The organism is Rhizobium tumorigenes, from assembly GCF_003240565.2.
Classification (GTDB): domain Bacteria; phylum Pseudomonadota; class Alphaproteobacteria; order Rhizobiales; family Rhizobiaceae; genus Rhizobium; species Rhizobium tumorigenes.
Map to the genome: position 1 here is coordinate 34,795 of NZ_CP117260.1, position 21,192 is coordinate 55,986.

General features: G+C 59.7%; 18 protein-coding genes. 7 read left to right on the top strand and 11 right to left on the bottom strand.

Annotated features, from left to right (window positions below; translation table 11 throughout):
• Nucleotides 1-360 precede the first annotated feature (360 nt).
• Both PR017_RS27160 and PR017_RS27165 read left to right on the top strand, forming a co-directional pair.
• Nucleotides 361-1,479: a porin gene (locus tag PR017_RS27160; RefSeq protein WP_111218580.1), complete on the top strand. Its 1,119-nt coding sequence runs from the start codon at nucleotides 361-363 to the stop codon at nucleotides 1,477-1,479.
• Between the two features lie 545 nt (nucleotides 1,480-2,024).
• Entirely contained in the window at nucleotides 2,025-3,569 is a 1,545-nt protein-coding gene (locus PR017_RS27165) for a putative bifunctional diguanylate cyclase/phosphodiesterase (RefSeq protein ID WP_240538935.1), read from the top strand.
• A 41-nt stretch (nucleotides 3,570-3,610) separates the two neighbouring features.
• Here the strand turns inward: PR017_RS27165 and PR017_RS27170 are convergent, their stop codons facing one another.
• On the bottom strand, nucleotides 3,611-5,098 hold the full coding sequence (locus tag PR017_RS27170) for a DHA2 family efflux MFS transporter permease subunit (RefSeq protein ID WP_111218576.1): 1,488 nt from the start codon (nucleotides 5,096-5,098) through the stop codon (nucleotides 3,611-3,613).
• A gap of 326 nt (nucleotides 5,099-5,424) precedes the next feature.
• Between PR017_RS27170 and PR017_RS27175 the strand changes: the two genes are divergently transcribed.
• Nucleotides 5,425-7,122, top strand: a complete 1,698-nt coding sequence (locus PR017_RS27175) for an FAD/NAD(P)-binding protein (RefSeq protein ID WP_111218574.1) — start codon at nucleotides 5,425-5,427, stop codon at nucleotides 7,120-7,122.
• A gap of 17 nt (nucleotides 7,123-7,139) precedes the next feature.
• Here the strand turns inward: PR017_RS27175 and PR017_RS27180 are convergent, their stop codons facing one another.
• Entirely contained in the window at nucleotides 7,140-7,319 is a 180-nt protein-coding gene (locus PR017_RS27180; protein ID WP_111218572.1) for a hypothetical protein, read from the bottom strand.
• A gap of 104 nt (nucleotides 7,320-7,423) precedes the next feature.
• Nucleotides 7,424-7,732, bottom strand: coding sequence for a hypothetical protein (locus PR017_RS27185; protein WP_111218570.1), 309 nt, complete (start codon nucleotides 7,730-7,732; stop codon nucleotides 7,424-7,426).
• Between the two features lie 308 nt (nucleotides 7,733-8,040).
• On the opposite strand from PR017_RS27185, the gene PR017_RS27190 reads away from it, so the two are divergent.
• On the top strand, nucleotides 8,041-9,702 hold the full coding sequence (locus PR017_RS27190; protein WP_481900269.1) for a phosphoethanolamine transferase: 1,662 nt from the start codon (nucleotides 8,041-8,043) through the stop codon (nucleotides 9,700-9,702).
• A gap of 74 nt (nucleotides 9,703-9,776) precedes the next feature.
• Here the strand turns inward: PR017_RS27190 and PR017_RS27195 are convergent, their stop codons facing one another.
• Complete coding sequence (locus PR017_RS27195) at nucleotides 9,777-10,610, bottom strand: alpha/beta fold hydrolase (RefSeq protein ID WP_240538941.1); 834 nt, start codon at nucleotides 10,608-10,610, stop codon at nucleotides 9,777-9,779.
• Between the two features lie 288 nt (nucleotides 10,611-10,898).
• Between PR017_RS27195 and PR017_RS27200 the strand changes: the two genes are divergently transcribed.
• The 3 genes from PR017_RS27200 to PR017_RS27210 all read left to right on the top strand — a co-directional run bounded on the left by PR017_RS27200 (nucleotide 10,899) and on the right by PR017_RS27210 (nucleotide 14,047).
• Complete coding sequence (locus tag PR017_RS27200; RefSeq protein WP_279619579.1) at nucleotides 10,899-11,357, top strand: MarR family winged helix-turn-helix transcriptional regulator; 459 nt, start codon at nucleotides 10,899-10,901, stop codon at nucleotides 11,355-11,357.
• 163 nt (nucleotides 11,358-11,520) lie between these two features.
• The gene (locus PR017_RS27205) at nucleotides 11,521-12,240 is read left to right on the top strand and encodes a hypothetical protein (RefSeq protein ID WP_133255565.1); all 720 of its coding nucleotides are present in this window, start codon (nucleotides 11,521-11,523) and stop codon (nucleotides 12,238-12,240) included.
• 184 nt (nucleotides 12,241-12,424) lie between these two features.
• On the top strand, nucleotides 12,425-14,047 hold the full coding sequence (locus tag PR017_RS27210) for an ABC-F family ATP-binding cassette domain-containing protein (RefSeq protein ID WP_111218564.1): 1,623 nt from the start codon (nucleotides 12,425-12,427) through the stop codon (nucleotides 14,045-14,047).
• Here PR017_RS27210 and PR017_RS27215 read toward each other — a convergent pair whose 3' ends face one another.
• The 7 genes from PR017_RS27215 to PR017_RS27245 form a co-directional block, all read right to left on the bottom strand.
• On the bottom strand, nucleotides 14,048-14,437 hold the full coding sequence (locus PR017_RS27215) for a type II toxin-antitoxin system VapC family toxin (RefSeq protein ID WP_111218562.1): 390 nt from the start codon (nucleotides 14,435-14,437) through the stop codon (nucleotides 14,048-14,050).
• Nucleotides 14,424-14,699 carry an AbrB/MazE/SpoVT family DNA-binding domain-containing protein gene (locus tag PR017_RS27220; RefSeq protein WP_111218560.1) on the bottom strand — a complete coding sequence of 92 codons (276 nt, stop codon included), beginning with the start codon at nucleotides 14,697-14,699 and terminating at the stop codon, nucleotides 14,424-14,426. Before PR017_RS27220 ends, PR017_RS27215 begins: the two co-directional genes overlap by 14 nt.
• A gap of 72 nt (nucleotides 14,700-14,771) precedes the next feature.
• On the bottom strand, nucleotides 14,772-15,854 hold the full coding sequence (locus PR017_RS27225; RefSeq protein ID WP_111218558.1) for an ABC transporter ATP-binding protein: 1,083 nt from the start codon (nucleotides 15,852-15,854) through the stop codon (nucleotides 14,772-14,774).
• A complete protein-coding gene (locus PR017_RS27230; RefSeq protein ID WP_111218719.1) occupies nucleotides 15,851-18,124 on the bottom strand; it encodes a glycoside hydrolase family 2 protein in 2,274 nt (757 codons plus the stop codon). The genes PR017_RS27225 and PR017_RS27230 overlap by 4 nt, the downstream gene beginning before the upstream one ends.
• An 8-nt stretch (nucleotides 18,125-18,132) precedes the next feature.
• Entirely contained in the window at nucleotides 18,133-18,957 is an 825-nt protein-coding gene (locus PR017_RS27235; protein WP_111218556.1) for a carbohydrate ABC transporter permease, read from the bottom strand.
• The gene (locus PR017_RS27240; protein WP_111218554.1) at nucleotides 18,954-19,847 is read right to left on the bottom strand and encodes a carbohydrate ABC transporter permease; all 894 of its coding nucleotides are present in this window, start codon (nucleotides 19,845-19,847) and stop codon (nucleotides 18,954-18,956) included. Before PR017_RS27240 ends, PR017_RS27235 begins: the two co-directional genes overlap by 4 nt.
• Nucleotides 19,848-19,913: 66 nt before the next feature.
• Nucleotides 19,914-21,188 carry an ABC transporter substrate-binding protein gene (locus PR017_RS27245; RefSeq protein ID WP_111218552.1) on the bottom strand — a complete coding sequence of 425 codons (1,275 nt, stop codon included), beginning with the start codon at nucleotides 21,186-21,188 and terminating at the stop codon, nucleotides 19,914-19,916.
• Nucleotides 21,189-21,192 lie beyond the last annotated feature (4 nt).

The following is a 21,192-nucleotide window of genomic DNA, read 5'->3' on the forward strand; positions in this document are numbered from 1 at the left end:
AACGATGAGATGAGTGCGTTTCGAAGCGCGCGCCAGGACCGTTCGCGATTCGCAAAGTCAGCCCTCCCCGCACATCCCGGTCGTAAGGCTCAGGCGCGCGAAATGCGTCTTCCGGGTGACTATTACAAAACGTAGTCGTGCTAGCCGTTTTCTAAATGTGTTTTAACAGCCGCGTCGCCAGAAATCGGCTTCTCCGGCGGACCCGTTTGGCGAGACGGAAGTTGTGCGGCCGCACCCTTTCGCCATAGCCTTGGTCCACGGGCGAAAGCTCCGGATAAAACAGGCTCCCACCTAGCAGGCTTCAGACCGTATCGACCGTCTCGATATAAGCGACCTGCACCGAAGAAATGGATTTTAAAGATGATGATTAAGGGTCTTCTCCTTGCATCGGCTGCCGCCCTCTCGGCATTCTCGGCTGCCAATGCGGCGGACGCAATTGTTGCAGCTGAGCCGGAACCGCTCGAATACGTTCGTATTTGCGATGCCTACGGCGCCGGCTACTTCTACATTCCAGGCACGGAAACCTGCCTGAAGATCGGTGGCATGGTTCGTACCGAAGGCGAGTGGAAAGATGCCTACCAGCCTGATCACAAGATCGGCACGCTTTGGCACACCCGCGCTGAACTCAGCCTCGACACTGCCAGCGATACCGAATACGGCGCGCTGAAGACCGACATGGTCATGCGTTGGGACTCGCAGGAAGGCAATAACTCGACCAAGCTGCTGTTTGCCAATATCAGCCTCGGCGGCTTCCTCGTCGGCAAGGCCGACTCGCAGTTCTCGTCCTATCCAGGCTACGCTGGCGACATCATCCAGGACGACGTGGTTTCCTACGGCCCTGGACCAACGAACACCGAACTCAACCAGCTGACCTACACGTTTGATCCGGGCAATGGCTTCACGGCCGTCGCTTCGATCGAAGACAGCAATTCGAGCGGCGACAGCTTGTACGACTCCAGCTTCACCCAGAGCAACGGCAAAAGCTGGCAGATCTCCAAGAATGACCAGTACGTTCCAGACGGCGTCCTGGGCTTCGGCTTCAAGTCGGGCGCATGGGGCATCAAGGTTGTCGGCGGCTACGACTCGATCGTTGAAGAAGGCGCCATCAAGGCTCGCGTCGATGCCGATTTTGGCACCTTCTCGGCATTCCTGATGGGCGGTTGGAACACAGACGGCGACAAGCTCAACAAGTATGCTTCGGGCTATGTGACCGACGGCGCTTGCCCTGCGAACAAGGAAGAGCTTTGCGGCTGGGGTGATTGGGCAGTCTGGGGCGGTGGTTCTGCAACCATCAACGACAAGCTCAAGGCCAACGTTCAGGTCGCCTACACAGACTCGAAGATCTTTGCCGCTGCTGCGAACGTCAAGTTCCAGCCAGTCAAGGGCCTGACAGTCGAGCCTGAAGTCGAATACACCAACTGGGATTCGACAAACGAACACTCCTGGGCTGGTATCCTGCGTTTCCAGCGCAGCTTCTGATAGACAGCTTCTTTAAAGCAGTCTGAGCATGGCCCGGCTTCTGTCGGGCCATGCTTTTTTGTCGCTCACAAAGCATTGCCGGCGTGCCACCGGGGCGGGTTTGCTGAACGCCATGACGCAAGCCGTTTTATTAATGTGCACAAGCAGCCACGTCTCCCAGAAGATGTGATCGTGGTCCTGCTGCTAGCGCAGGAATGCGTTGCCGAAAACTTTCGCTAGGCTAACAGTACTGATGCTACGCACAGCATCCCTGCCGCTCAACGTAGCACACCAATTGGATTGACCTCCAATGGCGGAGGCCTGGTCTCCCTGGCCAGGCCTCTTTCTCCCCCGCTAGATCTGGGTGAAACTCAGGCCCTCTGCAAGGCTGCCTCCAACGGTCTGTTGGCTAAAGGGCGGCCGGCTGCGCCGTAAATGACCAAAATTCCCCGCCGAAACCACCTTAACCCCGCTGAAATATATATTCGGTAAAATGCATAAACAGCGGCGGGAGATGTATTCCGACGATAGGCATGAAGCCATTTTCCGTCTCCGGGAGTAGCTCCGTGCAATCACTGGGCCGAAATCGCGCCAAGGTCGAAGCAATCCTCTGGATTGCGGCATTTCTGGTGATCTACGGATTGGCCGTTCACTACAACGGGCACGAGGCTCTCGATGCGTTTTTTCGCGCAAACGAAAAATACGATTTCGATGAGTTCTTCACCGCCCTGAATATCGCCGGCGCCCTGGGCCTAGTCTATTCCCTCATACGCATAAAGGATATGGCGGAAGAAATTCGCCGGAGACATGCCGCCGAGAAAAATGTCGACTGGATTGCCTGCCACGATCCCCTGACCGAGCTCCCCAACAGGCGTTTTCTCGGAGCGGATGTGGCGACGCGAGAAAACCTTGCCTGCAAGGATGGATATGCAGTCTTCAGCATCGACCTCGATGGCTTCAAGAAGATCAACGACCTTCTCGGCCACGATTACGGCGATCAGGTGCTGAAGATCGTGGCGGAGCGGCTCCGCTACATTTTTCCGGATGCCAATGTCTACCGTCTGGGTGGCGACGAGTTCCTCGTCATCACGGAGAGAATGGGAAATCCCGATCTTGTCGCGGTGGGAAACCGCATCGTCAGCAATATCTCGAAGCCGATATCAATCAACGCTGCAAACGTCGACGTGGGTGCCAGCGTCGGCATCGCGCGGATCCCCGAGGACGGCGCCACCTTGGCGGAGGCTATCCAGCAATCCGACTGCGCGATGTATGCCGCGAAGAAAAGAGGTCGCAACGGCGTCCGGGTCTTTGTGCCAGCCATGCAGACCGAGCTCGAAAAGCGCGTCCAGATGGAGGCCGCTCTGAAGCGCGCCATGAAAACGGGCCAGATCCGTCCGCACTACCAGCCGCTGGTCGATCTCAAGACCCGGGAGATTGTCGGCTACGAGGCGCTTGCACGATGGGAGGTCTCGCCGGGACAATTCATTCCGCCCAGCGACTTCATTCCGCTCGCCGAGGATAGCGGCCTGATTGTCGAACTGACCGACAGTCTCTTTCGAACGGCCTGCCGGGATGCGTTGTCCTGGCCAGTTCATACCGTGCTGTCGTTCAACATCTCTCCCGTGCAACTGGGCGACAGGATGCTGGGACTTCGCCTGATGAAAGTGCTCGGCGAGGTTGGCCTTCCCGTCCACCGGCTGGAACTGGAGGTCACGGAGAGCGCGCTCATCCAGGATCCCGAGGCGGCACGCTATGTCCTCGATCAGTTCACCAAGGCCGGCATCAAGATCGCGCTGGATGATTTCGGCACCGGCTATTCCAGCCTCTCCCAGCTGTCCGCATTCCAGTTCGACAAGATCAAGATCGACAGGAGCTTCGTCGCGACCTTCGAAAACAGCGACAAGCAGGACAAGGTCGTCAGGGCAATCATCTCGCTGGGAAGCGGGCTCGGCGTCAAGATCACGGCAGAAGGCATAGAGGAGGAGAGCCAGCTCCAGCGTCTGCAGGCCCTGGGATGCGACATCGGCCAGGGCTACCTGCTCGGCAGACCGCAAGCGATAGCCCAGGCCGTCCTCGCAAACGAGCAGCAGGAGACATCGTCTTCCCGCTGACTTCTGAGATACGATCTCACGGGCATGACGGGGTTATGCTTCTAGCTCCGTTTTGTCTCCGAGCGCACCCTGATGGCAAAGGGCACGCAGGCCAGGGCGGCGAGCGTCAGGATGGCCACCATGGCCCATGCCTCATTGATGGACTGGGTTAGCGCTGCCTTTTCGACCAGCGGCTGCAGCATGGATCGGGTGGCGTCGTCGATAGGTCCTGACGGGCGGGAGGTGAACATGTCGAGCGGTATGCCAACATAGGTCGCCGTGGCGACATCTCCGGCGGCAAGCTTTTCCATCAGTACCGTTCCGTGGCCCGGCGAGCGGCCGTAGATCACCGTGTCGATCAAGGCGAGGCCGATGGCACCGCCGAGGTTGCGCATCAGATTGAAAAGACCGCTGGCGTCGGGAACGCGGCTTTCTGGCAGGTTGCCAAGGGCAAGGCGCGTCGGTGGCAGCAGGCAGAACATGATCGCCACGCCACGAATGACCTGGGGCCAGAACATCGCCGCAGAATCGCTGTCCGGCGTCTGGAATGCGCTCATTCCGAGGCCGACGGCAAAAAGCGTGAACCCTGCCGCCGAGAGAAGTCGCGCGCCGAGGCGCTGTTCGAGAAAGACGGCGATCGGCGCTGTCAGCAGTTGGGCGACGCCGGTGACCAGCATGATGGTGCCGATTTCGAGCGCATTGTGACCGCGCACGAACGCCAGGAACACTGGCATCAGATAAACCGAGCCGAACAGTCCGATGCCGAGCACGAAGCTCAGGATGCAGCCGACCAGGAACGACCGGTCGGCGAAGTTTCCGAGGTCAACGATGGGAACCCCGGCCTTCAGCGTCCGGCGCACGAACATGGAAAGGCTGGCGAGGCTGAGCACCAGCAGGCCCAGTACGAGGCCGGACAGCCATCCGCGCTGCGGGGCTTCCTTGAGGGCAATTTCGAGGGCCGCGAGTGCTACCGCCATCGCGACTAGCGACACCAGGTCCAACGTCTTCAGCGTGCCCAAGCGCATCGTCGATCTCGGCAGCAGGAACCCGGCGATACCGGCTGACAGGATGCCCGGAATGATGTTGATCAGAAACAGCCAGTGCCAGGAGTAGGTTTCGGTGATCCAGCCGCCGACGACCGGGCCGACCGTCGGGGCAAGAACGGCAAGAACACCGGCGATGGTGGTGGCGATACCCTGCCGCGCTACCGGGAACAGGATGAAGACGGCAGAGAAAACGGCCGGGATCAGCGTGCCGCCGGAGAAACCCTGCAGCACCCGCCAGGCAATCAGTTCCGAAAAGCTGCCGCTGGCGGCACAACCGGCCGAGGAGAGCGTGAACACCGTGACGGCAAGCACGAACAGCCAGCGCATCGTCAGGGTACGGGTCAGCACGCCGGTCAGCGGGATCGCGATAACCTCGGCGATGAGATAGGCGGTCTGCACCCAGCTCATCTGGTGCTGGGGAATATCGAGGGCGCTCTGGATGGTCGGCAAAGATGTCGCCACCACCTGGACATCGAGGATCGCCATGAACATGCCGACACACATAACGATAAAGCCCAGCCAGGTGGCCGTACCGGTTGCCGTCGCTTGAGATTGGCTCACTTTCGATCCTCCGCACGCCGTTCGTGCACGATGATTGATATCGTCGGATCGTGGCCGTTGGCAATGGAGCGGCGGGGATGGCAATCCGACGCGTGAACACTGCAACTGCAATGTCGGCCGATATACTCGCTCCATCGTTGAGCCGGGCCATCTCGCGGATGCGTCCGGTGGCGGACAGATTTGCGTTCCGACCTTGCTAACGGCAGTCATCGGTCCATATCGTCAAGTTCGCGAACCATTTTTACCAGTGTTCGCCGTTGAAAGCTTCCATGACCCGCATCGCTATTATAGGCTCCGGCCCGACCGGCATTTATACGCTGAAGGGTCTGGTAGGCTCGTCTGTGCCGCTGTCCATCACGATCTTCGAGATCGAGCCGGATCCGGGCAAGGGAACGCCCTATCATCCGGCATTGAACGACCAGGCGATGCTGTCGAATATCGCCAGCATCGAGCTGCCGCCGATCTGCGAGACGCTGGTTGCCTGGCTTCGGCGCCAGACGGACACCGAACTGGAGAGACTGCACGTACTGCGAGAAGCAATAGACGAGCGCGAATTCTATCCGCGCGTGGTCCTCGGCGAGTATCTGCAGGCCCAGTTCTCGCAACTCGTGCAGGCAGGGACGGAGCGGGGGCATAGGATAGACATCAAACCGCGCCACCGCGTCATAGACATCGCGTTGCAGGTTGACGACATCGCCCTCGTGGCTCAGCGGACGGATGGGACGCAGGCCGACTACGGGTTCGACCATGTCGTCATGGCGACCGGTCACGACTGGCCCGATAATATCGAGATCAAGCCCGGATATTTCATGTCGCCATGGCCGGCCGTCAATCTGAAGTCGATCGGCAATTGCGCCGTTGGCATCCTCGGGACATCGCTGAGCGCAATCGATGCTATGGTGACCGTGGCGACGGCCCATGGCGCATTCTATGTTGATGCCAGCGGTTTGCTCGAATACCAGCAGGCCGCCGGTTCAGAGGGCTTCGGCATCACCATGATGTCTCGCAAGGGGCTGCTGCCGGAAGCCGATTTCTACCACGAGATCCCCTACCTTCCCTTGCAGTTCTGCACAAAGGAAGCGATCGACACCTTGCTGGCGACGGGCCGTGGCAATTTGCTGGACGACATCTTCGACCTGTTCAAGGCCGAGCTGCTTGCCAGCGATCCGGAGTATTCGGCGACTATCGGACTGTCGTTGCGGACGATCGAGACCATCGGACCCGCCTATTTTGCCGAACGCGAATCCCGCGATCCATTTGCGTGGGCGGCACTAAACCTTGCCGAAGCCGCGCGCAACAAGCAGCAGCGCCATACCGTGCCTTGGCGCTATGCGATCTTGCGCATGCACGAGGCGATTGCCCGCGCCGTCCCGCAGCTGGACAGCGACGACCTCAAGCGGTTTCACAAGCACTTCAAAAGCATTTTTATCGATGACTACGCCACCGTGCCGCACGAATCCATCAAGAGGATATTGGCGTTGCGGAGGGCGGGAAAGCTGGACATCGTTGCCCTCGGCGATGAATACGAGATCGACAACGAGCGGGTCGAGCGCGGTGCAGAGGTCACCTACGATGGCAAGACACTCGCCTTCGGCGCCTTCATCGACGCGACGGGGCAGCATCCGCTGTCGGTACGGGACATTCCATTTCCAACCCTCCTGAAGCAGGGCGTCATTCGCAAGGCAGCCACAAGTGCCGCGTCGTCGATCATCTTGCCGGGCGATCATCAGGCCGTCGTGCGGACGGGCGGTATCGACCTCGATGATGCATTCAGGCCGAGATTCGAGAGCCCGGTATCAAACAAGCTCTATTGCGCCGCAATTTCGTTTCTGCTGCACAAGCTCCCCTTCGTCCAGGGCATTACCAGCGCAAACGATATCGGCGGCGTGGTGTCTGCGGCGATACTGGCCGACAGCATGCCGGCTGGCGCCATCGCTAGCACGCCGGAGCTGCTGGCTGCCAGTTGAGGAAGCGCTTCTAATCTTTAGGAGTCGAGACGCAGCTTCAGTTGCTGCCCCGGCTTTTCAAGATAATGTTCGAGCGAGCGACCGAATTGCAGGCGGGAGTAGGTTTCCTTCCGCTGTCGTTCGGCATGCTCGCGCGCAGCTCTTGATTTGGCGACAATTTCGAGAGTCTTCTGAATGACGAGGTTGGCACTGTCCATCTGCACGTCTCCATTTGTTCTCTTTATGTTCTCATTTTTCGCGAGGTATGTCAATGCATGCCGAAGCAGGCGTTTTTAAAAGCCGTACGTGCGGCTGGAAGGCGTCAGGCCGACTGCTGCGCCAGGAAAGATTTTGCCGTTTCGATCGCCGGGCGGCAGTTCGGCACGGCGTCCGACAGGATGCGATCGGGTGCCGTGCCGAGCACCCAGATGTCGAATGCCATGGATACGAGCGGCAAAGGATTGGTGGTGGCATGATCGGTTATCACCTGACCGGCGCTTGTCGTGCATGCCCTGACATTGGCAACGACCTCGTAGGGCACGTTGGCCTTGGATAGGCGGCTGGTAATCTCCGTTTGAAACGGGTCGAGGATGAGGAGTTGCACGAAATAAAAGACGAGGGCGCTGAGCATTCTGGTTTCCAGTTGGCCGTGACGTGCGATCCGACATCGCACAAGCAGCCAAAGCTTGCACCAGAGGGGCCCGGATCAGGGTAGTTCCTATGTAGGAAGCCTGCGGCGATCCGCAACATGGTGGGCAAGCGTTCCAATGCCTTCCGTTTTCATCCTCCGCTCACGGGTATAAAGGACAGTGGCGCGCGTCCCAAGAATGCCTTCGTTCAGGTAGATGTCAGGAAAGTCGCACACTGTTTTCTGCTGCATTGCCAGGGTGCAGCCGGCGCTGTGCCGCCCGCCCGGGCATGCCATTTTGGAGACCTTCTTTGAACGATCGTAACACCGAAAACGCGCGGCCCTTCGGTCGGCCCGCGCTGGGAAGCGTGGCGCTTTGCTTCCTGACGACGCTCTATCTGCTGGTCGTCACAAACTGGACGTTCTGGCAAAAGGCCCATGGCTACCTGACCGGAAATGCACTCGCCTTTACCGCGTTCGTCATCGGCATCTCCGCGCTTTTCATGGCCGTCGTCACATTGTTCTCGGCGAAATATGTCACGAAGCCGATCCTGATCTTCTTCGTGCTGGTATCGTCCGCCTGCTCCTGGTTCAACGACCAGTTCGGCGTCGTCATCGACAAGGACATGATCCGCAATGCGGCCGTTTCGACCGGCGCCGAGGCCGGGCACCTCATCACTTTCCGATTTGCCGTTCATTTGCTGCTGACAGCATTGCTGCCGTCTCTGCTGATAATCTGGGTGCGTATCCGCCACCGGACGATCCTGCCGAAGCTGGCGCAGAACACGGCGATCATCCTCGGCTGCCTTGCGATTTTTGCCGGCGCCGGGATCAGCTATTACAAGGTATTTGCCGGCGTCGGGCGCGCCCACCGCGATATCCTGGCTACCCTTAACCCGTTCATGCCGATCAACAATGCCGTCAGCTATGTGGTGTCGGCACAGCAGGATGCGCATGTCGTTGCCGAACCCTTGGGGAAGGACGCCCACCGGGTCAATATCGATCCCTCCGGCAAGCCACGTGTGACGATCATCGTTGCCGGCGAAACGGCGCGCGCCTCGGATTTCTCGCTCGGCGGATATAACCGCGATACCAATCCCGAGATGAAGAAGCAGGACGTCGTCTATTTCCCCAACACGACCAGCTGCGGCACGGCGACGGCGACGTCAATTCCCTGCATGTACTCGATCTACCCGCGCGCCGACTACACCCATCGCAAGGGGCTGCAGACCCAGAATCTTCTGGATGTCCTCAGTCATGCCAAGGTGGATGTCTCCTGGCTCGACAACGACACCGGCAGCTACAACGTCACCGACAGGGTGGCCTACGAATACCTGCCGAATTCCAAGGATCCGCGCTTCTGCAAGGATGGTGAATGCCTGGATGCGATCCTTCTCGACAAGGTCGATGCCTGGCTCGACCACGTCAGAGGTGACAGCGTGCTGGTTCTCCACCAGCTCGGCAGCCACGGACCGGCCTATTTCCAGCGCTATCCCGAAGAGTTCCGACGCTTCACACCTGATTGCCGCGCCAACGATTTTGGCGCCTGTACGCCTGTGGAGATCACTAACGCCTACGACAATACGATCCTCTATACGGACCATGTCGTTTCGGTCGTCATCGACAAGATCAAGCAGCGCGCTGCAAAGCTGGATGGTGCCGTCGTCTATGTCTCCGATCACGGAGAGTCACTCGGCGAAAATGGTATCTACCTGCACGGCACGCCCTACTTCATCGCGCCGACGCAACAGACGCATGTGCCGTTCCTGGCCTGGGTATCCGACGACCTATCGAAATCCGCCGGCTTCGATATGAAATGCCTCGGGCAGCACGCCGAAGGGCAGTATTCGCACGATAATTTTTTCCACTCGATCCTCGGCCTTATGGATGTGTCCACCACGGTCTACAATGCGAAGATGGATGTTTTTGCCCAATGCCGCCGGCCCGCCGGAGCGCTCGCCAGCGCTGGATGAGAGCTCAGTGGCAGGCAAGCAGATATAGAAACGCCCACCGGAAAGTGGGCGTTTCTGTCTTTTTAGGGGATGGCTCAGGCCTTGAAGAAGGCCAGCAGGTCGGGGTTGAGAACGTCGGCGTGGGTCGTCAGCATGCCGTGCGGGAAGCCCTTGTAGACCTTCAGCGTGCCGTTCTTCAGAAGCTTGACCGACAGCATGGCGGAATCGGCGATCGGCACGATCTGGTCGTCGTCGCCATGCATGACGAGGACGGGAACGTCGATATTCTTAAGGTCATCGGTGAAGTCCGTCTCGGAGAAGGCCTTGATGCAATCATAATGGGCCTTGGCGCCGCCCATCATGCCCTGACGCCACCAGTTGTCGATCACGCCGGGATAGGTCTTGGCGCCATCGCGATTGAAGCCGTAAAACGGGCCGGTCGGAATGTCCCGGTAGAACTGAGCCCGGTTGGCAACGAGCGCCGAGCGGAAGCCGTCGAAGACCTCCATCGGCAGGCCGCCCGGATTGCTCTCGGACTTCAGCATGATCGGCGGTACGGCACCGACGAGCACTGCCTTAGCGACCCTGCCGTTCCCGCCGTGCTTTGCCACATAGCGGGCGACTTCGCCGCCGCCCGTGGAGTGACCGATGTGAATGGCATTCTTCAGGTTGAGATGTGCGACCAGGGCTGCGACGTCGGCAGCGTAGGTGTCCATTTCATTGCCGTGATCCGTCTGGCTGGAACGGCCGTGGCCGCGGCGATCGTGGGCGATGACCCGGTAGCCCTGGCCGAGGAAGTAGAGCATCTGGGCATCCCAGTCGTCGGCGCTGAGGGGCCAACCATGGTGGAACACGATCGGCTGACCCGTGCCCCAGTCCTTGTAGTAGATCTGCGTGCCGTCCTTGGTCGTGAAGATGCTGCTGCTCATGGTCGTTCCCTTCGGTTGTGAAGCTTTGGGTGTTGCGGCGTCTGCAGTTGCAACCAATGGCATGGTCGCTGCTGCAGCGGCAAGGCCCAACCCGGCGGTCATCACGCCACGGCGTGTCGTGTGATTATTCGAAGCCATCGTTCTGCTCTCCTGATAAGTGAGATCGCAAAAATATTTATCGCGATAATGAAAACCTAGACCGAAACTTTTGGCCAGTCCAGCAAAATCGATATCGCGACATTATTTTTTATGATATCGATATTTGCTTATAAACGGGAGATGACGAATTTGAGCCAAGCGCTCTTGCCATTGGATGACCAGCTCTGCTTCTCGCTGTATGCGGCAAGCATTGCTGTCAACCGCACTTACAAGCCGATGCTCGATTCCATGGGCATTACATACCCGCAATATCTGGTGCTCAGTGCGCTCGGCCAGGAGGATGGCCTGACGGTGGGCGCGATCGCTGAGCGGCTGGGGCTGGATTCCAGCACAATCACCCCGCCCGTCAAGCGCCTCGAGGCGGCAGGCCTGGTGGAGCGTCGACGCAGCAAGGTCGACGAGCGTCAGGTCCATGTCTGGTTCACTCATGCGGGGCGGGCCCTGCTGAAGAGATGCAGCTGTCTGGCGGAGGCGCTGCTGCGGAAATCGGGCATGACGCTTGAGGAGGTGCACGCCCTGAACAGGCAGGTTCGAACCTTGCGCGCCGCGCTGGCGGCAGAGGAACAGCCCGGCACAGGCTCGCAGTGAATATGATGACTTCGGTGGGAATATTGTGACAGCGGTGCATTGCACTATATAAATAGCAGAGCCTTCCGGGAGGCGATTTTCAATCTTTCCTGTTGAGGGCTGCGCTGAAACAAAAATTGTCACCCAACGGTCGTTCTTCGTTGTAATATGGTGGAAGAAATGAATGAGGTTTGATTTGTGGCAGTTCTTTCAGACTACGCAGGGCAGCATCATCCTCGGTGTGCTGTTGGGCGCCGGTAGTATTGCAACAGGCGTCATGCTTTCCAGATCGCTCTTATGGGCGGGTATCCGACGCCCGCAGCGGGTCAACCGTAGGCGGGAGACACGCATGCTGGCCATGCGGGTCGTGCTCGCATTGGACGATTTGGTCGGCGGCTGCCACAGTGCAGCAATAGACGCACCTGAATTCAATCCCTCCGATGCCGGCGATTTCGTCCTGCACACGGAGGATCCGCGCCTGATCCTGCCGAAAGATGTCGACTGGAGCCTGCTTTCGCCAGAGTTGGCCGAAGAAGTCCTCTGGATGCCGAACCGCCTGCGCAACATACTGGACGCGCTGGAATCGCTTGACGTCAACGCGCCCGAATTCGACGACTTTTTCCTGCATCGGCAAGCGGATTTCTCGAAGCTCGGCCTGCGTGCGATGGATATCATCGACACCCTCTGTGCAGAATATGGCATCGAGGCGCCCGAGCGTCCTCTCTACTACGACCCGCGCGCGACCTTCGAGGAAGGCGTTGCACTGGCCGTAGACTTCACGGATCGCCGTCGCAAGTCGCAAAAAAATGCCTCGACCGGGCGCTCAAACGTGACGCCGCTGTTTGGCAACGGCGGTATCGAACCCAAAACCGTCAAGCCGTCGGACAAGGATCCGATCGCCTGAGCATCTGATATATGACCATCGAAGAGGCCACCGGCGAAGCATAGTTCCTATGCAGCGCCGGTGGCCTCGGCGTTTTATGGATGGTGTGCCTCAACCTTCCCGGTTGACGCGGAAACTGAAAACCTGCAACAGCCTCTTCACAACCGTGCCATCCGGCGCAGCACTTTCTGGACTTTGCCCGACGATGATACGTATCGAGAATATCAGCAAGCAGCTCAGCCATCGCATCCTGTTCATCGAGGCATCTGCCGCCCTCAACAAGGGTGAGAAGGTCGGGCTGGTCGGGCCGAATGGTGCCGGCAAGACCACGGTCTTCCGCATGATCACCGGCGAGGAACATCCCGACGAAGGTCAGGTCGCCGTCGATAAGGGCGTGACCATCGGCTATTTCAACCAGGATGTCGGCGAAATGCACGGTCGCAGTGCCGTTGCCGAAGTCATGGAAGGTGCCGGCCCGGTCAGCATCGTCGCCGGCGAACTGCGCGAACTCGAAGCCGCCATGGTCGATCCCGATCGTCTCGACGAGATGGATGAAATCATCGAACGCTATGGAGAAGTCCAGGCCCGCTACGAAGAGCTGGACGGCTATGCGCTGGAAGGTCGCGCCCGGGAAGTGCTGGCTGGCCTCAGCTTCAGCCAGGAAATGATGGACGGCGATGTCGGCGGGCTGTCAGGCGGCTGGAAGATGCGCGTGGCGCTCGGTCGCATCCTGCTGATGCGCCCCGACGTGATGCTGCTCGACGAGCCGAGCAACCATCTGGATTTGGAAAGCCTGATCTGGCTGGAGGAGTTCCTCAAGAACTACGAGGGCGCATTGTTGATGACCTCGCACGATCGCGAGTTCATGAACCGCATCGTCACCAAGCTTATCGAGATCGACGGCGGCACGCTGACGACGTTCTCCGGCGACTATGCCTTCTACGAGCAGCAGCGGGCGCTCAACGAAAAGCACCAGATGGCGCAGTTCGAGCGCCAGCAGGCGATGCTTGCCAAGGAAATCAAGTTCATCGAACGCTTCAAGGCGCGTGCTTCGCATGCCTCGCAGGTCCAGAGCCGGGTGAAGAAGCTGGAAAAGATCGACCGCGTCGAGCCGCCGAAGCGCCGGCAGGTCGTCTCCTTCGATTTCGCGCCGGCGCCCCGCTCCGGTGAAGACGTGGTGAACCTGAAAAACGTCTACAAGAGCTACGGTAGCCGCAGCATCTATGCTGGCCTCGATTTCATGGTCCGCAGGCGCGAGCGCTGGTGCGTCATGGGCATCAACGGTGCCGGTAAATCGACTTTGCTGAAACTGGTCACCGGCTCTACCGATCCGGACGAGGGTGCGGTTGCACTCGGCGCCAGCGTCAAGATGGGCTATTTCGCCCAGCACGCCATGGACCTGCTCGATGGCGAGCGCACCGTGTTCCAGTGGCTCGAGGATTCCTTCCCGCAGGCGGGGCAGGGGCCTTTGCGGGCGCTGGCCGGCTGCTTCGGCTTTTCCGGCGACGATGTCGAAAAGAAATGCCGGGTGCTGTCAGGTGGAGAGAAGGCCCGCCTTGTCATGGCGGCGATGCTGTTCGACCCGCCAAACCTGCTGGTGCTGGACGAGCCCACCAACCATCTGGATCTCGACACGAAGGAAATGCTGATCAAGGCATTGTCGGAGTATGAGGGTACGATGCTGTTCGTCTCGCACGACCGCCATTTCCTCGGTGCCCTGTCGAACCGTGTGCTGGAAGTCACGCCCGATGGCGTGCAGCAATATGGCGGTGGATATACGGAATATGTGGCGCGCACCGGCCACGAGGCCCCCGGCCTGCACGGCTGATCAGGGTTCGCGGACTTCGTCGGATCCGGCAGCTCGGGCCGCCTTGATAAACCTGCGGTCGAACGTCATCATGGCTTCGCAACCGCCGATGCTACCCAGATGGAGGGCATCAGCGAAATCCATGCCTTGCTCGGTGCGTTCGAGCGCCCGCGCCACCAGCCCTGGATTTTCCAGCGTCACCCGACGCAGGCCGGCGAAGGCCCGGAGCGCCGCACAAACCTGCTGCGGCTGATAGCTGTAGACGCTCCGCAGGACCCATTCGCATTCGAGCATGACAGTCGTTGCCACGAACACATCGTTATCCTCGACAGCGGCGCGTGCTTTCGTCGATTGCTCCGAATGATCGCGGGTGAGGTAGCGAATGATGATATTGGTATCAATCGCCAGCATGGCGGCGCCTTGCCTCGGCGATGATGCCCGCGTCCATATCCTCTATCGATTTCGAGGTGCCGGCATAGGCAAGCGATCCGAAAACCTCGTCTGGCTCGGTGGCCGCAAAATGCGGTGCCGCGCGTAAAAGCACACCGTCGGCGGTTTCCTCCACCACTAGGCGCGTGCCCGGCTCCCACTGCTGGTGCAGACGCACCGCCTTGGGCAGGATGACCTGCCCTTTGGTGGACACGACGGTTGTCAGTTTTTCCGGCACGGCCATCATCGGCTCCTTGTAAGACGGAGGTAAGATAGCACGGCAGGGTGCCGACGGCAATTGGACGATATCGCGGGGTTAGCGCAGTCGCTCGCCGGCAGCGTCGAACACCAATGCCTTGGCTGGATCGAAGCGGGCGGTGATGGTCTGACCGGATTTCAGGCCGCGGCCGTTGCGGGTCAGCACTGTGACGAGTTCGCCTTCGCCATAGCGGGCAAAGGCGTATGTTTCACCACCGAGGTGTTCCAGCATGTCGACGACCATGTCGAGTGACGCATCCCCGACCTCGTCAAAATGTTCAGGCCGGACGCCGATCGTCACCGGTGTTCCCTCCGAGGCCTTGTCGGCGCCGATCACCAGCGGAATGGTGGTGTCGCCAAGCTCCGGGAGCTTTGCAGACCAGCGGCCATCGGCGCTGCGAGCCAGCACGCCCTTGAAGAAATTCATCTTTGGCGAGCCAATGAAGCCGGCGACGAACAGGTTGGCGGGATCGTCGTAGAGATCGAGCGGGGCGCCGACCTGTTCGACAGCGCCGCTGCGCAGCACGACGATCTTGTCGGCTAAGGTCATCGCCTCGACCTGGTCGTGCGTCACGTAGATGATCGTCGTTGCCAGCTTCTTGTGCAGCCTGGCAATCTCGATGCGCATGTGGACGCGAAGTTCTGCATCTAGGTTCGACAGCGGTTCGTCGAACAGGAAGACCTTGGGATGCCGGACGATAGCGCGGCCGATGGCGACGCGCTGGCGCTGGCCGCCCGAAAGCTGCTTCGGCTTGCGGTCGAGCAACGGTTCCAGTTCGAGGATGCGGGCTGCTTCCTCCACCTGACGCGCAACCTCGGCCTTGGCGACGCCGGCAAATCGTAGCGCAAAGCCCATGTTCTCCCGCACTGTCATATGGGGGTAAAGCGCGTAGGACTGAAACACCATGGCGATGCCGCGCTTTGACGGATCGACATCGTTGACTTCCTTGCCGGCAATCGACAGCGTCCCCGAGGTGATATCCTCGAGACCGGCGATCATCCGCAGCAGAGTCGACTTTCCGCAGCCCGACGGCCCGACGAAGACGACGAATTCGCCGGACTGGACGTCGAGGTCGACGCCCTTGATGACGTCGAGGCTGCCGAAGGATTTGCGGATATTGCGGAGGGAGACTTCGCTCATGGGGTTGCCGCTTCCTGCTGGGTCGAGTTGACCGCCGTGAGTTCTACCGTGGTGCCGGCAAAGCGGGGCGAGGTGACCTCGATGCTGATGGCGCCGCTCTTGCCGGTCGATTCCAGCCAGAAGCCGGTCGTGCCGCCCTGGAACGGAATGACGTCGGGGCCGACGATCTTTGCCGGGCCAGACACTTTCAGAGTCACAACATCGTTGATGAACGGGAGGCGCGAGCCGACCTGATCGAGCGCGCGGACGATAACGCGAGTGCTGTCGCGGCCCTCGGCGCGTATCGTCTTGCTGTCGGCCTCGACCTGCAGCGTCGTCGGCAAAGGATCGGCGACCATGTGCAGCCTGGCGACGACTTCACCGGCGACAAATCCTGTGAAATGCGCGTCTTCCCACTGCATGCCCCAGACGCCGAGCTCGTCCTTGGTGAAATGACGATGGTCGACGACGATGGGCGGGTGCGGCAGGTGTGGAAACGTCTCGCGGTCAGGACCGACGCGCTTGACCAGCGAGCCGTAACGCAATTCGATCTCGTCGCAATTGCTGAGGATGATCAGCGGCAGCACGCCGCCGATGTTGCGCTCGCCACGCGCCCAGAAGGTGACTGGTTTCATCACCACTTCTTCTGATGGCTCGCACTGGCTGGCATAGACATAGGCTGCAAATTTCGGCTCGCGGAACATGTCCATGACGCCGTGGTAGCAGATGCGGTCGCCGGAGCCGAAGTCCTTGTGGGTGTTGTAGTCAAACATGCACCAGCCGATGGCACCGGAAATATTAGAATCGCCATAGGCAGCGTTCAGCACTTCCAGATGGCGCCGCACATGCTCGGCCTGCCGCTGTTCCTGGTCGTAGATTTTCGTCGGATACATATGGCCGCCGAATTCGGTGATCAGGTATGGCACGACCTTTTGAAGGCCGGTGCATTCCTTTTGGCTTCTCAGCGCTGTGCGCGGCCGGTTACTTCCGGGCAGCTCCTCGTTGCCGAGAATGAAGTCGTTCATCGTGAAGACGTCTTCGAGGAACTCGCTGTCGAGGATGAAGCGGACGCCGCCAGTCTGGCGCGTGCTGTCCAGCTCGTGGGCGAGCCGGTTGGTCTCGAGATAGAAGTCGTGGCTATCCTTGGATTCGTTGATGCGCACGCCCCAGATGATGATCGACGGATGGTTCCAGTCGCGCTCGATCATACGGCGGACGTTCTGGATCGATTCCTGCTTCCACTCCTCGCCGCCGATATGCTGCCAGCCGGGGATCTCCTCGAACACCAGGAGGCCAATGCGATCGCACCGATCGAGAAACCATTTGGACTGCGGATAGTGCGAGGTGCGGACGAGATTGCACTTCAGCGTGTGCTTCATGATGTCGGCGTCCAGCTCCTGGGCGGACTGCCCGGCGGCATAGCCGACATAGGGGTAGGACTGGTGACGATTGAGGCCGCGAATCTTTAGCTTGCGACCGTTGAGCTTGAAGCCTTCGGTCGTGAACTCGGCTGTGCGGAAGCCGAAGTGCGTCTCGACCTGGTCCGAACCCTGGTCGCTCTCGAGCGAGACGGCGACGGTATAGAGGACCGGGTCGTCGATATCCCAGAGCGACAGGCCTGTGAGGTTGGCGAAGGCCAGTGTCACGCTTGTGCCTGTCGTCTCGGATGAGGCGGTGGCAATTTCCTTGCCTGCGGCATCGGTGATGACGGCGGTCACTGTGCCGTTGAACGTCACGCCCTGAGGATTGGAGAAGTCGCAGCGCACCGTTGCCGACTTTGCCTCGCTAAGCACATGGCCGGTCTCGATCTTGATGTTGCCGATCGACACCGCATCGGTGACCTTCAGCCAGACATCGCGATAGATGCCGGCATAGGTGAGATAGTCGATACGGCCACCGAAAGGCGGGATTTCCGGGTTTTCGCTGCCGTCGATCTTGACGGCGATCAGGTTGTCGCCCTTGCGCAGACCATCGGTCAGTCGTGCCTCGAATGGCGTGTAGCCATCCTTGTGGGCGACGATCTCCTTGCCATTGAGATAGACGACGGAGTCAGCCATGGCGCCGTCGAATACCAGCGACACTTCGCGGCCGTCAAACTCCGGCTGCCACTTCAGCACGGCCTGATAGGTGAAGGCGCGCTGATAGGATTTCTCGTCGAAATAGTTGAACGGCAGGTCTACCGCATTGTGCGGCAGGGTGACGGACTGGCCGGAGGTCAGGGCCTCGGTGAGACCAGGGGCGAAACCCTCGTGAAAGGTCCAGGTATCGTTGAAGGAAACAACAGAACGCATTTTCATTCCTATTTGACGGAGCCCAGCATGCCCTGGACGAATTGACGTTGCATGAGAAAGAAGACGACGAGCGTGGGCAGCGTCGCAAGCACGGTGCCGACCATGACGACACCGAAATCGGGGTAGTAGGCGGAAGCCAGTGACGAGACGACCAGCGTGATCGTCTTTGTGTCGTTCGACTGCAGCACGATCAGCGGCCACAGATAGTTGTTCCACGCCGTCATGAAGACGATGATGAAGGCGGCCGCATAGGTCGAGCGCATCACCGGCACGTAGATGAACAGGAAGATCTGCCATTCCTTCAGCCCGTCGACCTTTGCGGCATCGCGCAGCTCGGACGGAAAGGCTTTTGTGCTCTGGCGGAAATAGAAGATGATGAAGGCCGAGCCGATAGTCGGCAGCAGCACGGCGATGTGGCTGTTGATCAGGCCGGCATGTCCCATCAGCACGAAGAGCGGGATCATCAGGGCGGCGAATGGGATCATCAGTGTCAGCAGGATGGCGCTGTAGACCCGCTCGCGAGCCCTGGACTTGAACATCTCGAAGCCGTAGCCGGCAAAGGAAGAGACGGCGAGCGTGAGAATGGTGCTGAGGATGGCGATCTTGGCCGAATTCCAGAAGATCAGCGGCACGTCGACCTGCGAGAAGAAGCCCTGGATATTGGTCCACAGCGCCGAGCCTATCGTCAGGCGGCCCTTGATGATGTCTATCGACGAATTGCTTGTGCCGATGATCATCCAGAGAAAGGGAAAGATCGAAATGAACGACATGATGCCGATGAAGCCATAGGTGAAAACCTGGATGGCGAGTGCCTTGAAACGGTCTCCGCTCATTGGTCTTTCTCCCGTGCCGCGTAGAACTGCACGAAGGCCAGCATCGCCACCAGCACGACGATGACGTAGGAAACAGTCGCCGCATAGCCGAGATTGGGGATGAACTTGAAGGTCAGGTTGTAGATGTAGAGCGACAGGGTCAGCGTCGAATCCGAAGGACCGCCCTGGGTGATGTTCATCACCTCGTCGAATAGCTGCAGCGTGCCGATGGTCGAGATTACCGAGGTGAACAGGATAACCGGCTTCAGCAGCGGGATGGTGATGTAGACGAACCGTCCCCAGGCATTGATTCCGTCGATGCGCGCCGCCTCATAGATCGACTTGTCGATGTTCTGCATGGCGGAGAGGTAGAAAATCATGTTGTAGCCGGTCCACCGCCAGGTGATGGCAAGAATGATCAGCATCTTGGCCCAGAAACCGTCGGTCAGCCACGGGATCGGCGACGCGATGATGCCGATGGCCTCCAGCGTGCTGTTGACCACGCCCTGCTCGGCAAACATCCCTTTGAAAAGCGCGGAATAGGCCACCAGCGAGGTGACGCACGGCAAGAAGATCGCGGTACGGAACAGGCCCCTTCCGACGAGCTTCGGCATGTTCAGCACGGCCGCCAGCGACAGGGCCAGCAGGATCATGATGGGAACCTGGATGATGAAGAACGTCACCGTATTGGTCAGCGCGTGCAGGAAGACCGGATCGTTGGCGAGGCGGACGATATTGCCGAAGCCGACGAACTTTACCATCGCGCCGCGGCCGGACTGGGACGACATGAACAGCGACCAGAGGATCGGATAGACCATGAACAGGCCGATCAGCACCAGCGCCGGAGCGATGAAGAGCCATCCGTTGACATTATAAAAGCGGCGAACGCCGCCGGGACGCGCAAAAGCCATCGATCGCCCTCGAAGCTGCAGAAGAGATGAGGGCGGCTCGAAAGCCGCCCTTTCGGGGAGGAAATCCTACTGGATCTGGGTCTTCGCCTGGGCGTCGATGGCCTTCAGCGCCTCGTCGACAGAACCGCCCTTGGCGATCGCCGGGATCTGTGCCGTGACAGCCGCATCGACTTCGTTCGTGTAGATGCCGTAGTTGACCGGTGGAACCTTGGCCAGCCAATCGGCAAAGCTCTGCCACACCTTCTGGCCACCGAAGAACGGGTCGGCCTGTTCATAGGCAGCACCGGTGCGGGCGGCTGTCAGCGAGCCGACAGCGCCACGATCGGTCAGGATCTTCTGATAGAAATCGATGTCCTTTGCGTATTCCGCGTTGAGGAAGTCGATCGCTTCGTCCTTCTGCTTGGACGCAGACAGAACGTACCAGCTGGAACCGCCGAGGTTCGACGCATGCGTTGCGCCCTCGACGTTCAATGCCGGGATCGGGGCAACACCCCATTTGCCGGACTGGTCCTTCTGGGCCTTGATTGTGCCGGTAATCCACACGCCGGTCACTGTCGAGGCGACATCGCCCGAGGTGAACGTGTTGACGTAGTTCGACCAGCCGACAGCCTGCTTGGCGATACCCGAGGCCATGATCTTGCCGAAGGTTTCAAGCGATGCCTTGAGCGCCGGATTGTTGAGGATGTTGGGGTTGCCGTCCTTGTCGAAATACCAGCCACCAGCCGACTGCATCAGGATGCGGACGAGACCGGCGTCATTCGGGTCGGTGCCCATCATTTTCTTGCCGGTCTTGGCTTCGACCTGCTTGCCGATCTCGATGAAACGGTCCCAGGTGATGTTGTTGAGGTCTTCGCCCTTGAAGCCAGCGGCTTCCAGGTAGTCCTTGCGATAGTAGAGGCCGGTGACGCCGGAATCGAACGGCATGCCGTAGACCTTGCCGTCGACCGTCATCAGTTCGACCTTGTAGGGCGCGAACGCCTTGTAGTCGACCTTGTCAGACATCGGCGCAAATGCGCCCGGGAAGGACTGGAGATATTTCTGTGCGCCGTAGTCCTCGATGAGGACGATATCCGGCAGGCCGCCGCCAGCACCCGACGACAGGCCGGTCTGCAGCTTCTGCTCGACGTCAGCCTTGGCGAAGTCGACGACGTTGAAGGTGGTGTCCGGGTGTGTCTTGGTGTAGCGGGCGCCGGCTTCCTTCATGATTGCGACGTTGAAGTTCGGATCCCAGCACCAGACGGTGATTTCTTTTGCCTCGGCGGCTGTAACCGCCAAAAGGCTGACGCCGGCCAGAGCCAGAGCGATGATGCGCGGCGCGCGGGCGCGCAGAAAATTGTCCATTGCT